Source organism: Nostoc sp. C117 (assembly GCF_043099735.1).
Taxonomy (GTDB): Bacteria; Cyanobacteriota; Cyanobacteriia; order Cyanobacteriales; family Nostocaceae; genus Nostoc.
Genome location: NZ_CP170991.1, coordinates 5239770 through 5257857, shown reverse-complemented (window position 1 = coordinate 5257857; position 18088 = coordinate 5239770). Strand labels below are relative to the sequence as shown.

Annotated in this window: 14 protein-coding genes; 2 read left to right on the top strand and 12 right to left on the bottom strand. The window is 41.2% G+C overall.

Annotated elements, in window-relative coordinates; all coding sequences use genetic code 11:
* Positions 1-84: 84 nt before the first annotated feature.
* The 4 genes from ACFG4S_RS22625 to groES all read right to left on the bottom strand — a co-directional run bounded on the left by ACFG4S_RS22625 (position 85) and on the right by groES (position 3757).
* A complete protein-coding gene (locus ACFG4S_RS22625) occupies positions 85-705 on the bottom strand; it encodes an SMI1/KNR4 family protein (protein ID WP_392531237.1) in 621 nt (206 codons plus the stop codon).
* A 126-nt stretch (positions 706-831) separates the two neighbouring features.
* Positions 832-1635: an Rpn family recombination-promoting nuclease/putative transposase gene (locus tag ACFG4S_RS22620; protein WP_392531236.1), complete on the bottom strand. Its 804-nt coding sequence runs from the start codon at positions 1633-1635 to the stop codon at positions 832-834.
* Positions 1636-1727: 92 nt separating this feature from the next.
* Positions 1728-3365 carry a chaperonin GroEL gene (gene groL, locus ACFG4S_RS22615; RefSeq protein ID WP_392536057.1) on the bottom strand — a complete coding sequence of 546 codons (1638 nt, stop codon included), beginning with the start codon at positions 3363-3365 and terminating at the stop codon, positions 1728-1730.
* An 80-nt stretch (positions 3366-3445) separates the two neighbouring features.
* The gene (groES, locus tag ACFG4S_RS22610; protein WP_392531235.1) at positions 3446-3757 is read right to left on the bottom strand and encodes a co-chaperone GroES; all 312 of its coding nucleotides are present in this window, start codon (positions 3755-3757) and stop codon (positions 3446-3448) included.
* Between the two features lie 247 nt (positions 3758-4004).
* Here groES and ACFG4S_RS22605 point away from each other — a divergent pair, with 247 nt between their 5' ends.
* Positions 4005-4646 carry a ferredoxin gene (locus ACFG4S_RS22605; protein ID WP_392531234.1) on the top strand — a complete coding sequence of 214 codons (642 nt, stop codon included), beginning with the start codon at positions 4005-4007 and terminating at the stop codon, positions 4644-4646.
* Between the two features lie 173 nt (positions 4647-4819).
* A complete protein-coding gene (locus ACFG4S_RS22600; protein WP_012407592.1) occupies positions 4820-5497 on the top strand; it encodes a response regulator transcription factor in 678 nt (225 codons plus the stop codon).
* A 77-nt stretch (positions 5498-5574) separates the two neighbouring features.
* On the opposite strand, the gene ACFG4S_RS22595 is transcribed toward ACFG4S_RS22600, so the two are convergent.
* The 8 genes from ACFG4S_RS22595 to ACFG4S_RS22560 all read right to left on the bottom strand — a co-directional run bounded on the left by ACFG4S_RS22595 (position 5575) and on the right by ACFG4S_RS22560 (position 17942).
* Complete coding sequence (locus ACFG4S_RS22595) at positions 5575-5883, bottom strand: NIL domain-containing protein (RefSeq protein ID WP_392531233.1); 309 nt, start codon at positions 5881-5883, stop codon at positions 5575-5577.
* A gap of 523 nt (positions 5884-6406) precedes the next feature.
* Entirely contained in the window at positions 6407-7807 is a 1401-nt protein-coding gene (locus tag ACFG4S_RS22590) for an ATP-binding protein (protein WP_392531232.1), read from the bottom strand.
* Between the two features lie 320 nt (positions 7808-8127).
* Positions 8128-9111, bottom strand: a complete 984-nt coding sequence (locus ACFG4S_RS22585; RefSeq protein ID WP_392531231.1) for a chemotaxis response regulator protein-glutamate methylesterase — start codon at positions 9109-9111, stop codon at positions 8128-8130.
* 158 nt (positions 9112-9269) lie between these two features.
* Positions 9270-11528, bottom strand: a complete 2259-nt coding sequence (locus ACFG4S_RS22580; RefSeq protein WP_392531230.1) for a response regulator — start codon at positions 11526-11528, stop codon at positions 9270-9272.
* A 328-nt stretch (positions 11529-11856) separates the two neighbouring features.
* A complete protein-coding gene (locus tag ACFG4S_RS22575; protein WP_392531229.1) occupies positions 11857-12615 on the bottom strand; it encodes a chemotaxis protein CheW in 759 nt (252 codons plus the stop codon).
* Positions 12616-12624: 9 nt separating this feature from the next.
* Positions 12625-14397: a methyl-accepting chemotaxis protein gene (locus ACFG4S_RS22570; protein WP_392531228.1), complete on the bottom strand. Its 1773-nt coding sequence runs from the start codon at positions 14395-14397 to the stop codon at positions 12625-12627.
* Positions 14398-14579: 182 nt separating this feature from the next.
* Positions 14580-16247 (bottom strand): methyl-accepting chemotaxis protein, encoded by a 1668-nt coding sequence (locus ACFG4S_RS22565; RefSeq protein WP_392531227.1) that lies wholly within the window; start codon positions 16245-16247, stop codon positions 14580-14582.
* A 45-nt stretch (positions 16248-16292) separates the two neighbouring features.
* Positions 16293-17942 carry a methyl-accepting chemotaxis protein gene (locus ACFG4S_RS22560; protein ID WP_392531226.1) on the bottom strand — a complete coding sequence of 550 codons (1650 nt, stop codon included), beginning with the start codon at positions 17940-17942 and terminating at the stop codon, positions 16293-16295.
* Positions 17943-18088 lie beyond the last annotated feature (146 nt).

Below are 18088 nucleotides of genomic sequence, written 5' to 3'. Positions count from 1 at the left end.
ATCTTAAAAACCTTTGGCTTTGTGTTTCATCGTCAAGCCGCAGGGAGTCAGGAAATCTGGTTTAATTCTGAAAGTAACCCTATTTTATTTACTTGTATCACAGCGTTCTGCTATATCTAACATCATGTTTGTGAGGCTATTAAAAATAGTTTTTGGTTCTCCATGTTCCATCGTCTGTAGATATATTTGTGAAATGAATGCAAAATCTTGATGTTTACAAGCAACAATTATATATGACTGAGGGTCATGATAAAAAATAGGAAACCAATCTGATTTCCAAATATCAGCATTAAGAATTTCTACTTGTAATTCATTTTCTTCTTTATTTAGTTCTGGAATAATAAATCCATTTGTCATATCAACCATTTCAGCTAATTCTTCATTTAAATCTTTATCCCACTCATAATCAAGTTCAGGATCATCCCACAACCCTATTAGCTGGTTGTATTCATCAATTGCATCTTCTAGGGAAAGAAAAGTGTATCCATGAAAAAACTGCGCTATTTTTTCTCCTTTACATATACGCATACCATCCCGCCATTGGTAAAGTTCATAAACTTCTCTTGGCAAGGTAAAGGGCAAGTTTTTAACTTTTTCTTCAATTTCTTCATAAGCTAATCCTGGTTGCAGAGAAAAAGCATAAGAGGGTTTGTTTTGCTGCAACCAATTTAGAATTCTGTCTAAAGCATCTGTTAACAGTGACATAGATCCAGAGATTTTTACTTTTATAAACAGTTGTCTCTAGATTAACTTCTCTTTATACTTAGGGTGCAATTAAAATAAAAACAACCGCTCCATAAAATAGTAGCTTTCACAATTTCATTAAGCTTATTAATGCTGCTCTAACCAAGCTACTAAATCAGCAACTTCGGAAAAATCTAACAACCCCTCTCCCAAATTTTCCAACTGTTCAGCAGATAAATTCCGAACCTGCTCAACTAACGATTCATCAATATCACCAAAACGCCGTTTAAGCTGACGACTTATCAATTTGAACGCTTCCTTTTGAACGATATCTTGATAAATTACAGATTCTTTCATAATATCCTCCCGTAAAAATTGCCGAACTAAATCTTTGTCAAACCGCAAACCCGCTAGAATTTCTACACAACCCGCGATATTTTGTCGCTCCTCCCTATCTGGAATTGTAGCGACTTGTTCAGCGACTTGTGCCAGTAAAGTTTGCGGCGACTCAGTTCGCGTCAAACTTGCTAAAGGTAACAGCGCCGGATTAGCTAAAAATAGTGTTGAATCTTGCTCCCAAAGACGAACAACTTGATATTGGTGAATCGTCGTATTGTCCCGATATTCTTGAATAAAAGCAATTTCGTTTGTAGTTTCCTGCAAAAATATTACCACTTGCACTACAGGACAACGGTATTGACGCTTCAACCTCACAGAATAATCGAGCATTCGGAAATTAAGCGCCGGATTAGATTTCGCCAAAGTTTGAAATTCAATGTGCAAAATTTGGTTAGCTGCTTGCAAAAATGTCACAGAATCCGCGCGAATTAGTTCAAGCGTGAGTTCCGTTTTTAAGACTTCAATTTCTTGCACCTCTATCCCAAGTAACCAACGCACAAAATCAGCCGGATACTGTTCAGCTAAATACTTACAAGCGTTGTCATAACTCACCTCTTCCTCCCCTCCGCGCCTCTGCGTGACAAAAAAACAGCCGCCTCCATAAAGGAAGCAGCCGTTTTAACAAATTATGTAACTACAAAGTATTAGTAATCGAAGTCGCCGCCGCCGCCAGCACCAGCGCCAGCAGGAGCGCCATCCTTAGGCTCAGGCTTGTCAACTATGATACATTCGGTTGTCAACACCATGCCAGCGATCGAAGCAGCGTTTTGCAGAGCAGAACGAGTCACTTTCGCAGGGTCAACAATACCAGCTTCTAACAAATCGACGAATTCGTTTGTTGCAGCGTTGTAACCAACGTTGAATTCTTTCTCTTTCACGCGTTCAGCAATCACAGCACCATTCTGACCAGCGTTTTCAGCAATCCGCTTCAGTGGTGCAGGTAAGGCGCGAACGACAATCAAAGCACCAATCAACTCTTCATCCTTAAGATTGCTCTTCGCCCAAACTTCCAATTCAGGAGCCAGGTGAGCCAGAGTTGTACCACCGCCAGGAACGATACCTTCTTCCACAGCAGCTTTAGTAGCGTTGATAGCGTCTTCTAGGCGCAGTTTCTTGTCTTTCATTTCGGTTTCGGTTGCTGCACCAACTTTCACTACAGCAACACCACCAGAGAGTTTAGCAAGACGCTCTTGTAATTTCTCTTTGTCGTAAGAAGATTCGGTTTCTTCGATTTGACGACGAATCTGTTCCACACGAGCCTTAACGGCAGCTTCGTTACCTTCGGCAACAATTGTGGTGCTGTCCTTGGTAATGGTGACGCGGCGAGCTTTACCCAGGCTATCCAGCTTGGTGTTATCTAGCTTCAAACCAGCATCTTCGGTGATTAGTTGACCACCAGTTAAAACAGCGATGTCTTCTAGTAGTGCTTTGCGGCGATCGCCAAAACCAGGAGCCTTAACAGCAGCCACGTTGAGTACACCACGTAAACGGTTTACTACTAAGGTTGCTAAAGCTTCTTTTTCAATATCTTCGGCGATAATCACCAAAGGACGGCCAGCACGAGCTACTTGCTCTAACACTGGTACGAGGTCTTGTACCAAAGCGATTTTCTTATCGGTCAGCAGTAGGAAAGGCTCATCAAAAACCGCTTCCATCCGCTCAGCGTCAGTAGCGAAATAAGGAGAGATGTAGCCTTTGTCAAAGCGCATCCCTTCAGTGATTTCCAACTCGGTGAACATAGATTTCCCTTCTTCTAGGGAAATAACGCCTTCCTTGCCCACTTTGTCCATTGCTTGAGCAATCATCTGACCGACTTCTTCGTCATTACCAGCCGAGATGGCACCAACTTGGGCAATAGCTTTGGAATCTTCCACTGGACGAGCGTGTTCAGCAATTTTTTCTACGAGGAAGCCAGTAGCTTTGTCAATACCGCGCTTGAGGGAAATTGCATTAGCACCAGCTGCAACGTTCCGCAAGCCTTCTTTGACGATCGCATGAGCTAAAACGGTAGCAGTTGTGGTGCCATCGCCCGCAGCATCATTGGTCTTAGAAGCTGCTTGACGAATCAGAGCTACACCAGTGTTTTCAATATGGTCTTCTAATTCGATTTCTTTAGCAATGGTTACACCGTCATTGACGATTTGCGGTGCGCCAAATTTCTTTTCTAGGACTACGTTACGACCTTTGGGACCGAGGGTAACAGCTACAGCCTCAGCCAGAATGTCAATGCCTCGTTCCAAGGCGCGACGGGCGTTTTCGTTATAGATAATGCGCTTTGCCATAATTGTTAGTTGTCCTTTGTGTCTTTTATTCTTCGTCATTTGTCCTTTGTCATTGGCTAATGACTAATGACCAATGACCATTAGATAACGACTGCTAAAATATCTTTCTCAGAAAGCAGTACATATTCTTCTGTGCCGAGCTTGATGTCGGTGCCAGCGTACTTGGAGTACAGCACCTTATCGCCGACTTTAATTTCCAATTCCTGACGGCCACCATCGTCATTACGCTTACCAGGACCAAGGGCGACTACTTCCCCTACTTGGGGCTTTTCCTTGGCGGTATCGGGCAAATACAGACCACCTGCGGTCTTTTCCTCAGAGGCACTCACTTTTACAAAAACGCGATCGCCCAAAGGTTTTACTGTAGAAACGCTTAGAGATAAAGCTGCCATAATGTTTTTCTCCGGACTTTAGCACTCTCGACTCCTGAGTGCTAATTTACCGAAAAACAGCATCCAATGGCAAGAATTCCTTGAGTACGGGTTCCCGAACTAGCAGATCATCGGTGTACTTAAGTATAAATGCTTATTTATTTTTATTTTTCAGGTTTTGTTCCGGAAGTTACGAATATTTTTATATGGTCAAATTTATTTGCAAAGCTTGGAAATTGTTATAGAACTGTAATCAGGGAGCCGCTCGATGACTAACAATACAGCAATCAAATCTAGCCATCAAATCCCCAAAACTACCAAGTCTGTTGAACATGAAGCCCCGAGTAATTGTGTACAAATTTTAGAACTGGCAAAAATTCAGCGGCATATTTCTATTTGTGCTGACCAGACAATTGCTAACTGCTGCTCAAAAAAAGCTAGTCTGGAATCCTGGGAATACTTAAAAAAGCGACTTAAAGAGTTAAAACTCCACAAGCAGCAAGAAACTAGTTATCCCATTTGCATCTTTAAAACTAAAGTCAATTGCTTGCAGATTTGTTGTTCTAGACCCATAATGGTGGTCTACCCTGATGGGGTCTGGTATCGCCAAGCAAACCCAGAAGTCATTGAGCGGATCGTCCAAGAACACATAATAGGCAATAAGGTGGTAGAAGAATATGCATTTTTAACCCACCCTTTGCCAGAAACATCCCTGGTTTCTTGTGAACATCTCAATAGAGGCTTAACAACCGAAGGATATGGTATGGCAGTAAGCTTTAAGAAAGTGCGGGTTGGTTTTGAGGTAGGGTCATCTTTAAGCCAATACTTACTTGTAAGTCAGAAGGATTATTATTTAATCGGTGTTTTTTACCCCACCACTTTCAAAGCGATATATAATAGCGCATTATAGATACTACTGCTATACGTATCCTTGCTGGACTTTTGCTATCGAGCTACTAGTCTCTTGAAAATGCCCGGCATTTTTGAGGCTTCGAGACAGCAAAGGCAAGTTAAGTAGGAAAAAGCAAAAAAGGACAACATCTCGAAATAAACCACCATAGAGGATAAATATTCAAGACCTTGATGGACCGAAGCGCGACAAGTGCCACTGCTATGAAAGAGCCCAGCATGAAAGATCACAAACGACTTCTATTGATTGATGATGACCCTAACCTCATCTTGCTGGTGAAGGATTACTTAGAATTCCGGGGATATGAAGTCATCACCGCCGAAAATGGACGTGAAGCTCTGGAAATTTTAGAGCAAGATGTTCCAGACATGATCATCTGCGATGTGATGATGCCGGAAATGGACGGATATACTTTTGTGGAACAAGTCCGGCAAAACGAACGCACCAGTTGGATTCCGGTTCTTTTCCTTTCAGCTAAGGGACAAAGTGCAGACCGAGTTAAGGGTCTGAACAAAGGTGCTGATGTTTATATGGTCAAGCCCTTTGAACCAGAAGAACTCGTAGCCCAAGTTGAATCCTCGCTGAAACAAACTATCCGTTGGAAAGAACACCAAGCAAAAGGAGGCGAAAACGGTTCCCGCATCCAAGTTCCCTTTGATGTGCAGTTAACTCCAACTGAACTGAAAGTAGTCCAGTTTGTTGCTAGGGGTTTAGCTAATCGTGAAATTGCTGAAGAACTAAATGTTAGTCAGCGTACAGTTGAAAGCCATGTGTCCAATATGTTGGGCAAAACCAATCTCCATAACCGCACTGAACTAGCGCGGTGGGCGATTGAAAATCAAATGGCATAAACTCAGTACCGAGTGCTGAGTGCTGAGTGCTGAGTGTTTTTACTCAGCACTCGGTACTCAGAACTCAGCACTCAATTTTACCAACCATCTTCTTCAGGTATGGATTGATGCAAAACTTCTAAATCCAGTTCATCTAAGTAGGTTAAGGCGCTTTCAATCTGGGAAGTTGTTCCTCGTAGTTCCAAGTCGAAACAACTATATTCTGGGACGTTTCCGCTTACCTGAGCATCAGCAATAATTACAGTAATACCATAGTGAGAAACCAGTCGTGAAATGACTGGTTCCTCATGTAACTCTTTAGGGATGCGAACTTGGATGCGAGTTTGGGTGCGTCTATTATCTAAAATATCAATATTAGATTTTACATGTTTATTTGGAATTGCCATTGTAGCTTCCTATTAGACTTCTTGGATGAGGGTTTTGCTGAGCAAGATTTCTTTTAAGACTAGCGTTACTCATCCCATACAGGCAAGCGGTAGCAAATGATTCATAATCAAGATTCTGTGATATACAGCAGAATAATAATTCATAATTTATAATTCAAAGTTAAAGACATTTTACCTACGGTCTCTCTTGGCGTTCAGATGGTGATTTAAACCTCGACTGAACGCAATTGTTTTAAACCTTTTTATTTACGATAAAGGCGTCAATCCTCAAGATTCAGAAGTCCTGTTAGTGATTTGTGAACAAATAAACAGTAAAACACCGCACAAAACAAGAAAAATTGGTGGTCTTTGGTCTGTTGTGGGCCTCTCTTGGAAAGTTTTGATAGTCGGAAACCTCCGTTAAAAATTTTCCGCTAAATTACCCACTGATAGCGCAGCGTAAAGCCTTCTCTTTCAGAGACGCTAACGCGAACGGCATGGCTTCGCTTAGAGCGAGTCCGCGAGCGTCTTCCATTCTGACTTCTTATGCAGGAATCGTACTGAAATCATTAACTGGTAATGCTATGGGAATTTCAATGGCAAATTCTGTTCCATAGCCAAGTTCAGATTTTAGCTGGATATTTCCCCGATGTTTTTCAATAATTTGATAGCTAATTGCTAAACCTAGTCCAGTTCCTTTGTTAACAGGTTTAGTTGTAAAAAAAGGATCAAATATCTTACTTTGGATTTCGGAATCAATTCCATAACCATTATCTATAAATCTAATTAAAACTGTTGACAATTCAGTTACCTCAGTTTTAATCACAATTTGCTTTTGGATCTGTTCATCTAGATCTAGTAAAGCATCAATGCCATTACCAATAATGTTCATGAATACTTGATTCAGTTGTGCTGGATAACATTGAACTAGTGGAAGATTCCCATATTTTTTAATAATTTCAATTTTTTGTTTAAGCCGATGGTTTAAAAGGAATAAAGTACTTTCAATACCTTCATGAAGATTAACAGCTTTTTTCTCTGACTGATCGAGTCGAGAAAAATTTCTTAAGGAGAGAACAATCTCACGAATCCGATCGGTACCTATCTTCATGGATGAAAGAATTTTTGGTAAATCATCAACGATAAAATCAAGGTTAAAATCACCAAACTCATCTTGCAATGAAAAATGTGATTCAGGATGTTTTTTTTGATATAGTTCAATTAAATTTAAAAGACAGTTAACATGGTTATTCAAGTGGTTCAAATTGCCATAAATAAAATTCACAGGATTATTAATTTCATGGGCTAAACCTCCGACCATTCGACCCAAGCTAGACATTTTCTCTGTCTGGATTAATTGAACTTGGGTAGTTTTTAATTCACGTAAGGTATTTTCTAATTGTTGTGCTTGAAGTTGGGCAGTTGCAGTTGCAGTAGTGAGTGCTTTGAGGTTATTGTATGCCTTCGAATGATAACGAATACGGGCAATTAACTCAACTGCATCAGGTAACTTGATGAGATAATCATTTGCACCCTCAGTAAAGGCATCGGCTTTAAGCTTTGCTTCTTCTTTGCTGGATAGCATAACGATGGGAATATCACGAGTTACTGGATGAGAGCGAAACCAACGCAGTAACATTAATCCATCGATATCTGGCATGATCATATCCAAAAAGATCACCGTTGGTTCTATGGCGATCGCATCTTGAATAGCTTTAGCTGGATTACTTGTGTAGTGAAGGGAAATATCTGTTTCTGTCGCAACGATCCGACGGAAGGCTTCGCTGATAATTACCTGATCGTCAATTAGCAAAAGCCTCACTGTGGATATTTTAGCATCCAGAATAAACGGCGCAGCTTGTGGAGTTTGTGGTTGACTCCAGTTTGGTGATAATCTTGCTGTCTTTGGAGATATTTCTAAGAGTGCTGTTTCTTGCAGATTCATTTAGCACCTCTAAATAGGTCTTTGTTTTCAATACTACAAACTAGTCAGTTAAATCTACTAGTCTGTAATTGTCGCAATTATATCTCAGTATTTGAGTGTGTTGGTGTTTTGCAATACTTTGTAAAGGTGTTTTAAGTATCTGCTTTAAGACATATATTTTTAAGAGAAAAAGTATAATAAATCACTATTTAACTTATCCCTCGGCTTCAAGCCGGGGGGAAATCGAAGTCATTAGTACCAATGACTAATGACTAAATCGCCGGGTGGCTATCCCGGACACCCCTGTTGTTGGGATGGGATTCCCGCCGATTTTTGTTGATTCAGTGTTTTGCAGTAAATTTGATGCAGGTTGAAGCGATCGCTTCAACAGGTAAAACCTCCACCGCAGCTTTTAATTCCACTGCTACTTTCGGCATTCCATAGACGACGCAAGTTTTAGGGTCTTGGGCAATAGTGTGCCAACCTGATTCGCGCAATCGTTTTAAGCCTTGAGCGCCATCTCGACCCATACCCGTCAGCAACGCGCCAACGCCCTTTCCAGTCCAATTTTTAGCTACACTCCTGAAGAAAACGTCAATTGATGGATGGTAGAAATAATTTAGTGGTTCTTTGTCATAGCCAAGGGTGAGGTCGGGACGCATTACCAAATGAAGATTTGTGCCGGCAATCAGAACTTTACCGGGCTGTGGTGGATTTCCTGCGATCGCTAATTGCACAGGCAGAGGAATTTGCTCATTCAACCAGGCGGCAAAACCTTGGACAAATTGAGCATCTACATGCTGAACAACAATTACAGCCGCCGGAAAATCTTGGGGAAATTGCGAGAGAATAGTTTTCAATGCTTGGGGGCCACCAGTGGAAGCCCCAATAACAATTAGCGGTGGAAGTGATTCTGGGCGATGGATAGGCAGCGATCGCCGATGTGAAGATTTGCCAATTAATTGAGCGATCGCGGCAATTTTATTTAGTAGCCCATCATCACCCAAGGCTGGCGTATTGATGGCATCCAAGGCTCCATAGCCCATTGCTTCAAAAACTTTGGCTGCATAGCGATTAACGCTAGCTGTCACCATCACAATAGCGCAGGGAGATTGGCTCATGATGCACCGTGTAGCTTCTACTCCATCCATGCTGGGCATTAGTACATCCATCAAAATCAAGTCGGGAGTATCAGCTGCACATTTGCTCACAGCTTCCGCACCATCGTAAGCAACCCACGCCAACTTGTAGTGTGGCACTTTTACCAGAACCCGCCGTAGTGACTCTACAGCCATGAACATATCGTTAGCGATCGCAATTCTCACAGGCTATACCATTTTGGATTTTGGATTGTCAAAGGTTTATTTCTAAATTTAAAGTTGACACAATAAATAAGTTCGGTTAAGGCAAGAGACGCGATAAATCAAGAGACGCGATAAATCGCCGTCTCTACAAAAGATTTATTCCAAAATCTAAAATTGGTTTATGCCTCTCCAATTAAATCAATCACCGCCTTTAACAGAGTGTCATCATGAAAACTACTCTTAGTCAAGTAGTAGTCTGCACCTGCTTCTAAGCCTTGCAATCGGTCTTCTTCTCGGTCTTTGTAAGAAACGATAATCACGGGTGTTTGCTTCAACTTGGCATGAGTTTTGATCTGGCTGGTGAGTTCAAAGCCGTTCATCCGGGGCATATCAATATCTGTCACCACTAAGTCATAATCGCCGCTGCGGATTGCATTCCAACCATCAATACCATTAACCGCCACTTCAGCTTTATAACCATTGTTTTCTAACAGTTTGCGCTCCATTTCGCGCACAGTAATCGAATCATCTACTACTAACACTCGCTTGTAGGTTTTGGTAACTGCCTGATGAGCAGACTGATTTACCTGAGAAAGTTGTCCGCTAGAAAAAACCTTGGCAATGGAACGTACCAAATCTTCGACATCGACAATCAACACTGGCGAACCATCATTCATGAGGGCGGCGGCGCTAATGTTAGGGACTTTACCAAGACGGGGATCTAAGGGTCGGACAACCAAATTGCACTCACCGAGAAACCGATCTACAACTAATCCGTAACGATTAAGGCGATCGCTAATTACAATCACTGATAACGATTCTATATTTACCGCAGGTGATGGTAACTCTAAAACTTGACTTGCCATAATCAACTCCACAGGTTGATTATTCATCACGATAAATGGGCGATTTTCCGATACAGCAATCTTAGATTTGGATAATATCAACACCTGTTCAATGCGTGTTAGCCCAAAGGCATAGGGTTCGCCAGCAATTTCCACTAACAGGGTGCGAATCACAGATAGCGTCAGGGGTAACTGCAAGTAAAAGATCATGCCCCCTCCCAAGACAGAAACCGCCCGCAGCGTTCCGCCAACTTCTCGCACTGTACTATGGGCTATATCCAATCCGACACCTCTACCCGAAATTTCGGTGACAGTCTGGGTTGTGGAGAAACCAGGCAAAAACAGGAATTCCATCAACTCAACTTCGGTAAGTTGAGTAGCCATTTCCGGGTTTGTCAATTGTTTGCTGATGACAACTTGGCGCAAAAACTCGATATCGATTCCCCGCCCATCATCTGCAACGGTGATAAACAGCATTCCGGCGCGATGGGCAACTTCAATGCGAATAATTCCTTCTTCTGGCTTTCCGGCTGCTAGACGCTCCTGGGGCGTTTCAATACCATGATCGATCGCATTCCGCAAGATATGAGTCAATGGAGCTTCTAGGCGTTCTAGAATATCTCGATCTACCAAAGTAGATTTACCAAAGATTTCCAGTTTTACCCGTTTACCTAATTGTCTTGCTAAGTCGCGCACCATTCGCGGAAATCCCTGTCCGCCATCAGCAAAGGAACACATTCGGGTAGCAATAACTTCTTGATATAAGCGATGGGCAAGGTTAGCAGAACGCTGAGAAAATTTTTCTAGTTGGTTTTGGCCATCGCTCATCATTTGGTAACATTCGTTAGCTTTTTGATGAGTTGCACTCAAGGTTTCCTTAATTTGCCGATCCAGATGATAGTTGCTCAATAATTCCTGTAACTTCTCCAGCAGGTTGGACAATTCCCCCTGATTCTTTCTCAGTTTCAGCAAAGAGTTAGCAAATGGTTCTAATAAATTCGCCTCAACTAAAGACTCTCCTGCTAAACCCATCAAGCGATTTAAATTATCAGTACTCATTCGCACCGCCCGATTTTGGGTGATGCCCAGTTCTTCTAATGGGGATGGGGAAATAAGGTTTGTCTGTTGGTTGTCTTCTAACTGCGCTGTTGTTATTAGGGGATGAATTTCTGTAGAGGTTGCCTCTGGAGTTAGGATATTAGCGATCGCACTCACTAACGATTGAATACCAACATCTTCTAACAACTGCAAATTTGGGTTGGCTGTAAATACTTCAGCGATATTCAGGAGCATATCTACCCCTTGCAGCAATACATCAATGCGATCGGCAGTTAAGGTAACTTTTCCCTCTTGAGCCGCCACAAAGCAGTCTTCCATGACGTGGGCAAGGTTGACAACCGGATCGATTTGGACAATTCGAGCAGCGCCTTTGATGCAATGGGCTGCCCGCATTAAGGCTGCAAGTTCTTGTTGGGGATCGGGTTTCGTCTCCAGTGCCAACAGACAATCATTCATTACCACAACTTGGGCTTTGACTTCCATGTTGAATAAATCCAGCAAGGAAAGATTGCTGACATCAAATTCTTCTAACATTACTGCACCTTCCTAGAACGCCAATTCATTAATCCTGGAAGAACCTCTCCCCCAACCCCTCTCCTACGTTCGCGTAGCGGCACGAAGTGCGGAGAGGGGAGTTTAGCTCCCCCAACGCTAGTAGGGAAGAGCAGGGTGGTTTCATACAACGAGAGAAAAAAACTAAAACTGGGTTTCAAAGCCTCTCCCCGAAGCGGAGAGAGGTTTGGAGAGGGGTCAAAATCTATGGTTATACATGAAAAATCAAGACTTATGTATTTTTCTTTTTCCGCATGAAACCACCCTGCAACGCTAGTAGGGAAGAGGGGTTGTGGGGTTAGGTTTTTGATTACTGCACCTTCCTAGCCAAGGTGGTGAATAACAATTCATCATCCAAATAGCTGACACTGTGCGTTAGCGAAGCGCTGCCGCCAAAGGCAGATCGCTCGATTTGTGATACCGCAGGTTGCCAGTGAAATAATCCTTTCGTATAGGTTTGAGTTCCTTGAGTCAGACTTTTAGGTGCATCTTGTAATTCATCTCGATGAAATCGGTGTATTCCATAAAGTTCATCTACAGCAAATACCCAAGTGTTACCTGCCTTTTCTAACACCACCATCCGCGGATATACCACTGGATTTAGTGTTTCTACTGCTGTATCGACAACTTCTAGATTCAGCAAATGGCTCAAAGATATACACAATAGTAATTCGCCTCGGATACTTACCAATCCCCGCAAAATTTCGTTGCTGCGATGTGGCAGAGTATGAATCACACTCGGAAGCGCCATTTCCTTGAAGATTTGGGCAGAAAGCGCTAGCCATTCCCGTTGCAAACGAAAAATCACAACTGTCAGAGTTTGAGTTGTGGGTAAAGTATGGGATATCTGGGAATTTTCATCAGTTCTAGATTTAGCTAGTAACTGAGTCCACTCATGGCGATAATTTTCCGGGATGGAGCGCTCTAGTAAATTGCGTCCAGCAGTGGAATAAACAGGACAATTGCGGCAATGGGTATAGGTGGCTAATTGGGGACAGGAGCGATCGCCCTCAATGCCGATAAAATTCCAACAACGTTCAATATTTAATGGCGTAGCGATCGAGTTCATAAAGGTTGCTCAAGAGAATTGGTGAATTAGAGGTATTGCGTCTTCTGTTTTCACCTGAAAACGGGCAATCTCTTGACGCAATCCTTGGGAAACTTGGTTAAGTTGGGTTATGGCATGATTGATCTCTCGAAGGGAATCTGTAGTTTGCACTGAGGTACTGCTCAACTGCGCCATCGTCTCACTAATTTGTTGCGCTCCCACAGATTGGGTTTCCATACCCTGGTTAACAAACTCAAATCGCGGATTCAGGTCTTGCACTTGCTGGATAATTTGCCCAACCTGTATGCTGATGCTGGCAACATCTTCTATACTCCGCCCTACTTCTGCGGCAAACTTGTCCATCTCCATCACACCTGTAGAGACTGACGATTGCATCTGCTTCACCATCTGCTCAATATCGAGGGTAGCAACGGCAGTTTGATCTGCTAGTCGGCGAATTTCTCTAGCAACTACAGCAAAGCCCAAGCCATACTCGCCAGCTTTTTCGGCTTCGATCGCCGCATTTAACGATAGCAGATTCGTTTGGTCTGCCACCTTGGTAATTGTGACAACGATACTATTAATACTATTTGCCTTTTCGCTAATTACTCCCAATCGAGCTGCGATCGCATTAGTGGCTTCTGCTAACTGGCGCATGGTAATTTCCATCCGCAGTATATCTTTTTGACTATCATTGGCTGCTGTCGTTGTAATTTGGGAAATGGTTGCAACTTGTTCCATTGCACTGACTAATTCTCTAGAGGTAGCGGAAATTTCTTTAGTAGCGGCAGATACCTCATTCGTAGAAGCTACTTGCTCAATAAGCGTCCCTTCTAATTGTTTACCTGAAGCTGCTATTTGAGTCGCTGAAGAAGTAACCTGTATGCCTGAATGCTGTACCTTACGAATCAGAGTGTTGAGATTCTGAGTCATGGTTTGGAAAGCAGTTAAGAGTCTATTCATTTCATCTTTGCTGTTGGAGTCAGCCGCGATTTGAGTTGTTAAGTTTCCCAGAGAAATTTGCTCTGCAACCCTAATAACACCAAAAATCTGAGATGCAATTTGCCTTGCGATTACAAACCCAAGAATAATCGCAGTTATCGGGCCAATGGCAATTCCCACAGAAATCCAGAAAATGCTACGAGTCACATTCTGTTCGACTTCTTTTTGTGTATTTGATATCAAAGCTTCATTAATATTCAAAAGTTTTTTTACTTGATCCCTACTTATTTTAAATAACGGCTCTTCATTATTTTTTACCTCACGATCTACTTGATTGCGTAATTCAAATGTCCTTTTAATATTAATAAATTCAGGCGATCTTTCTTGTTTGTCTCTGATTAATTCAAGTTCTTTTTTCCAAGGATTTTTAATTCCATTTTGATTTAGCTGTTGCTCAATGTTTAACAGTTGCTCATGAACTTTTTTCCAAGTTTCCAACTTTTCTTTAAGTAAGTTATACTCTTTTAATTCTTCTGGTCCGGATGGAGTTGCATCGTACTGTGCAATACCTTCGTTAATCTGTTTCCAAGCGTCCTGGATTTCAGTGATTATACTCTCTCTTTCACTAACATTAATTTCAGGATTAAATAATAATCGTTCTGCCGATTGAATTTGTGTCTGACCTTCCTTAATCTTCCATACCCCGGACGAGCTGGGGATGTTATTCAAAGTTAGTTCGTTAATTGAATGATTTAACTCATTGGTAACGAACCATCCCAGCAAGGCCATTGTAAATACAAGCAGTCCTATGAATAAAAATGAAGCGATCAACCGTGTTTGCAACGTCATGTTCTTGAACATTTGGATATCCTACTATTCCTTTGTTGCTGTAAAACGCGTTCATCTCTTAAAATTCCCAAATCACAAACAAGATGAACAGTTTGTATTTTTATTTTTAAACAAATTATTAAGTAGGTAGCTTAGTTCAGAGACTAGATTTTACTGATGATGTAAAAGTCTTGAGATATTTCCTCAATTGTTGATTAGATTGGTTGCTGAGGAGTTAAACGAGAATATTCTGTTTTCACCTGAAAGCGGGCAATCTCTTGACGTAATCCTTGAGCAACTTGATTGAGTTGAGCGATCGCACTATTAATTTCCCGTAGCGAATCGGCTGTTTGCACTGAATTACTACTCAACTGCACCATCGCATCACTAATTTGTTGCGCTCCTTGAGACTGTATTTCTGTACCTTGATTTACTGCTTCAAAACGTGGTGCTAAATATTGTACTTGGTCGATAATTTGCCCCACCTGAGTACTAATATTGGCAACGTCTTCTACACTCCGCCCCACTTCCGCAGCAAACTTGTCCATTTCCATCACGCCTGTAGAAACGGAGGATTGCATCTGCTTCACCATCTGCTCAATATCTAAGGTAGCGACGGCAGTTTGGTCTGCTAGTCGGCGAATTTCTCTAGCTACTACGGCAAAACCCAAGCCATATTCTCCAGCTTTTTCGGCTTCAATCGCAGCATTTAAAGACAACAAATTAGTTTGGTCTGCCACTTTCGTAATTGTGACAACAATATTGTTAATATTGTTAGCTTTTTCACTAATTACCCCAAGTCTAGCAGCTATGGAATTAGTGGCTTCTACTAGTTGGCGCATGGTAGCTTCCATCCGTAGTAAATCTTTTTGACTATCACTAGCTGCTCTAGTTGTGGCTTGTGACATTCCTGCCACTTCTTCCATCGTTTTCACCAGTTCTTTAGAAGTCACAAAAATTTCCTTGGCAGCTGCTGTAACTTCGTTAGTAGAAGCTAATTGCTCAGTAATTGTAGCTTCCAATTGTTTGCCTGATGCTGCTATTTGAGTTGCTGAAGAAGTCACTTGTATACCAGAGTGTTGTACTTGACGGATAAGTTTGTTCAGGCTCTGGATCATATTTTGAAAGGCTGTGAGAAGTTGACCAACCTCATCTTTAGTGTTAGTTGTATCTTCAACAACAGTTTGTGTCAAATCACCAACGGAAATCTTGTCTGCTACTTCCACAGCTTTACCAATTTTTTTAGCCAAAACTTGGGCAATGAAAAAAGTCGCAGCAAACGCAATTAATAATGATAATACTGATGCAATTACAGTTAATGAACTCAGAAAAAACAAAGCATATTTAGTCGAGTTTATACTTTGCTCCATAATTTGATTCTCATTCACTTCAAATTCATTACTTATTTTTTCAAATTCCTCGACAATCGTCTTAGACTTTTGTAAAAAAGCTTCTTGAATGTCATTATTTTTATCTGTTGTGGCTAGGGGATTGTTAACGAAGTCGTCCTTGAAATTATTGTAAACAATATAAACTTGGTACATATTTTTTAGTCTTTCTTTTTGTTTGAGGTTCTCTATAGTTTTATTGACTAACTCGAATGCCTCTTGAAAGTCACGTTCATCTTTGTTATATAGTTCTAAAGCATCCTTATTTATTTGAGAGTCCAGTGCATATCTGCGAATTCTGCGATCCATATTGATCAGATCGATATACATCCGACTTTTCCCAGTGAGAGCAGTTTGTGAAATACCTACTTGTCTAAACGTTAGTGATATTTGATTGGAAGTTGTATACACCATGACACTAAAACCAATCATTAAAACTGTTGGAATAGAAAAACCAACTAAAGTCAAATCTTTGATTTTCCAATTGGTAAGCATTTTATATTTCTTTAATTTGTGATTAGATTTATTGCTGAAGTCTACTTAGACAGAAGTGGAATATTCTGCCTTCACCTGGAAGCGGGCAATTTCCTGACGTAATCCTTGAGCAACTTGATTGAGTTGAGCGATCGCACTATTAATTTCCCGTAGTGAATCGGCTGTTTGCACTGAAGTACTACTCAACTGCACCATCGCCTCACTAATTTGTTGCGCTCCCACTGACTGGGTTTCCATACCTTGGTTCACAGACTCAAAGTGAGGGGCCATGTCTTGCACTTGTTGGATAATTTGCCCAACTTGAGAACTAATGCTGGCAACATCTTCTACACTTCGTCCAACTTCAGCAGCAAATTTGTCCATCTCCATCACACCTGTAGAGACTGACGATTGCATCTGTTTTACCATCTGTTCAATGTCGAGAGTAGCAACAGCAGTTTGATCTGCCAGTCGGCGGATTTCTCTAGCAACAACCGCAAAACCCAAACCATATTCTCCAGCTTTCTCAGCTTCAATAGCAGCATTTAACGACAGTAGATTTGTCTGATCTGCCACTTTCGTAATTGTGACAACAATGTTGTTAATGTTATTCGCCTTTTCGCTAATTACTCCCAGTCGAGCAGCAATGGCATTGGTGGCTTCTACCAATTGCTGCATAGTGGCTTCCATACGAACCAAATCCTTTTGGCTAGTGCTAGCAGCCGTCGTAGTGATTTGTGAGGTAGTCGCAACTTGTTCCATAGTATTTACCAGTTCCCTGGAAGTTGCAGCGATTTCTTTAGCAGTAGCAGTTACCTGATTCGTAGAAGCTACTTGTTCGGAAATTGTCGCTTCTAATTGTTTACCAGAAGCGGCAATTTGAGTAGCCGAAGTAGTTACCTGAATACCTGAATTTTGCACCTGACGCACGAGGGTATTTAGCTTAGAAATCATGTTTTTCAGTGCAGCCATTAACTTGCCAATTTCATCATCTGAGGTAACTTCAACCTGGGTTGTCAAATCACCGGCAGAAACCTGCTCTGCTAGACTAAATGCTGACTGCAAAGAGCGACTCAAGGAAAGACTGAGAATGCGGACAATAACCAGTGACACAATGAATGCAACAATCATAATACAGAAGAAAGTAGCGAAATTAACGGAATTTGCAAATGCCTGAAATTGACTTGCTTGCTTTTGCCTATCTTCTAAAAGTTGCTCTTCTGTTTGCAGCATCTCACTAAGATTTTGTCTGATTGCATCCATAATATTTTTACCTTTATCTGAAAGAATCAGAGCTAGTAATTCTTGTTCTTTACCAGCTTTTTTGAGAGCAATCGTTGTTTCTAACTCGCTCATCTTTTCTTGGGATAATTCCTCAAATTTATCTAAACTCTGGACTTGCTTTTCATTGTCTGAAATCTTTTCTCTTAAATATTTAAATTTATCCTTCAGGTTATTTCTAGCAATTTCATAAGGATCTAAATATTCTTGTTTTTTTGTAATAACAAATCCTCTTTGTCCAGTTTCAGCATCAACTAAAAGTTTTTCAATTTCTTTTAAATCTAATTTAATTGAATAGCTATGCGTTACTAAAGTAGCAGAATTAGCTAGAGAATCGTTTGCTGATTTAGCCACAAAACTAGCAATACCTGTTAAGATAACAATGATTCCAAATCCACCTATGACAAATTGATTAATTCTAATTCCTTGTTGCATATATTTTTGAGGGTTGACTTTTTCCAAATAGGTGTATTAGGGAAAATGCAGAAACCAGCTTTTTAAATTGGATAGTTATTTCCACCACGCTATACTAAACCACATCTATTTTGAGAACCATATTTTTAACCAATTCGCCAATTAGA

Coding starts and splice junctions, on each gene's coding strand:
- ACFG4S_RS22625 (WP_392531237.1), bottom strand. CDS start 705: ATGTCACTGTTAACAGATGCTTTAGACAGAATTCTAAATTGGTTGCAG.
- groL (WP_392536057.1), bottom strand. CDS start 3,365: ATGGCAAAGCGCATTATCTATAACGAAAACGCCCGTCGCGCCTTGGAA.
- groES (WP_392531235.1), bottom strand. CDS start 3,757: ATGGCAGCTTTATCTCTAAGCGTTTCTACAGTAAAACCTTTGGGCGAT.
- ACFG4S_RS22605 (WP_392531234.1), top strand. CDS start 4,005: ATGACTAACAATACAGCAATCAAATCTAGCCATCAAATCCCCAAAACT.
- ACFG4S_RS22600 (WP_012407592.1), top strand. CDS start 4,820: ATGGACCGAAGCGCGACAAGTGCCACTGCTATGAAAGAGCCCAGCATG.
- ACFG4S_RS22595 (WP_392531233.1), bottom strand. CDS start 5,883: ATGGCAATTCCAAATAAACATGTAAAATCTAATATTGATATTTTAGAT.
- ACFG4S_RS22590 (WP_392531232.1), bottom strand. CDS start 7,807: ATGAATCTGCAAGAAACAGCACTCTTAGAAATATCTCCAAAGACAGCA.
- ACFG4S_RS22580 (WP_392531230.1), bottom strand. CDS start 11,528: ATGTTAGAAGAATTTGATGTCAGCAATCTTTCCTTGCTGGATTTATTC.
- ACFG4S_RS22575 (WP_392531229.1), bottom strand. CDS start 12,615: ATGAACTCGATCGCTACGCCATTAAATATTGAACGTTGTTGGAATTTT.
- ACFG4S_RS22570 (WP_392531228.1), bottom strand. CDS start 14,397: ATGTTCAAGAACATGACGTTGCAAACACGGTTGATCGCTTCATTTTTA.
- ACFG4S_RS22565 (WP_392531227.1), bottom strand. CDS start 16,247: ATGCTTACCAATTGGAAAATCAAAGATTTGACTTTAGTTGGTTTTTCT.
- ACFG4S_RS22560 (WP_392531226.1), bottom strand. CDS start 17,942: ATGCAACAAGGAATTAGAATTAATCAATTTGTCATAGGTGGATTTGGA.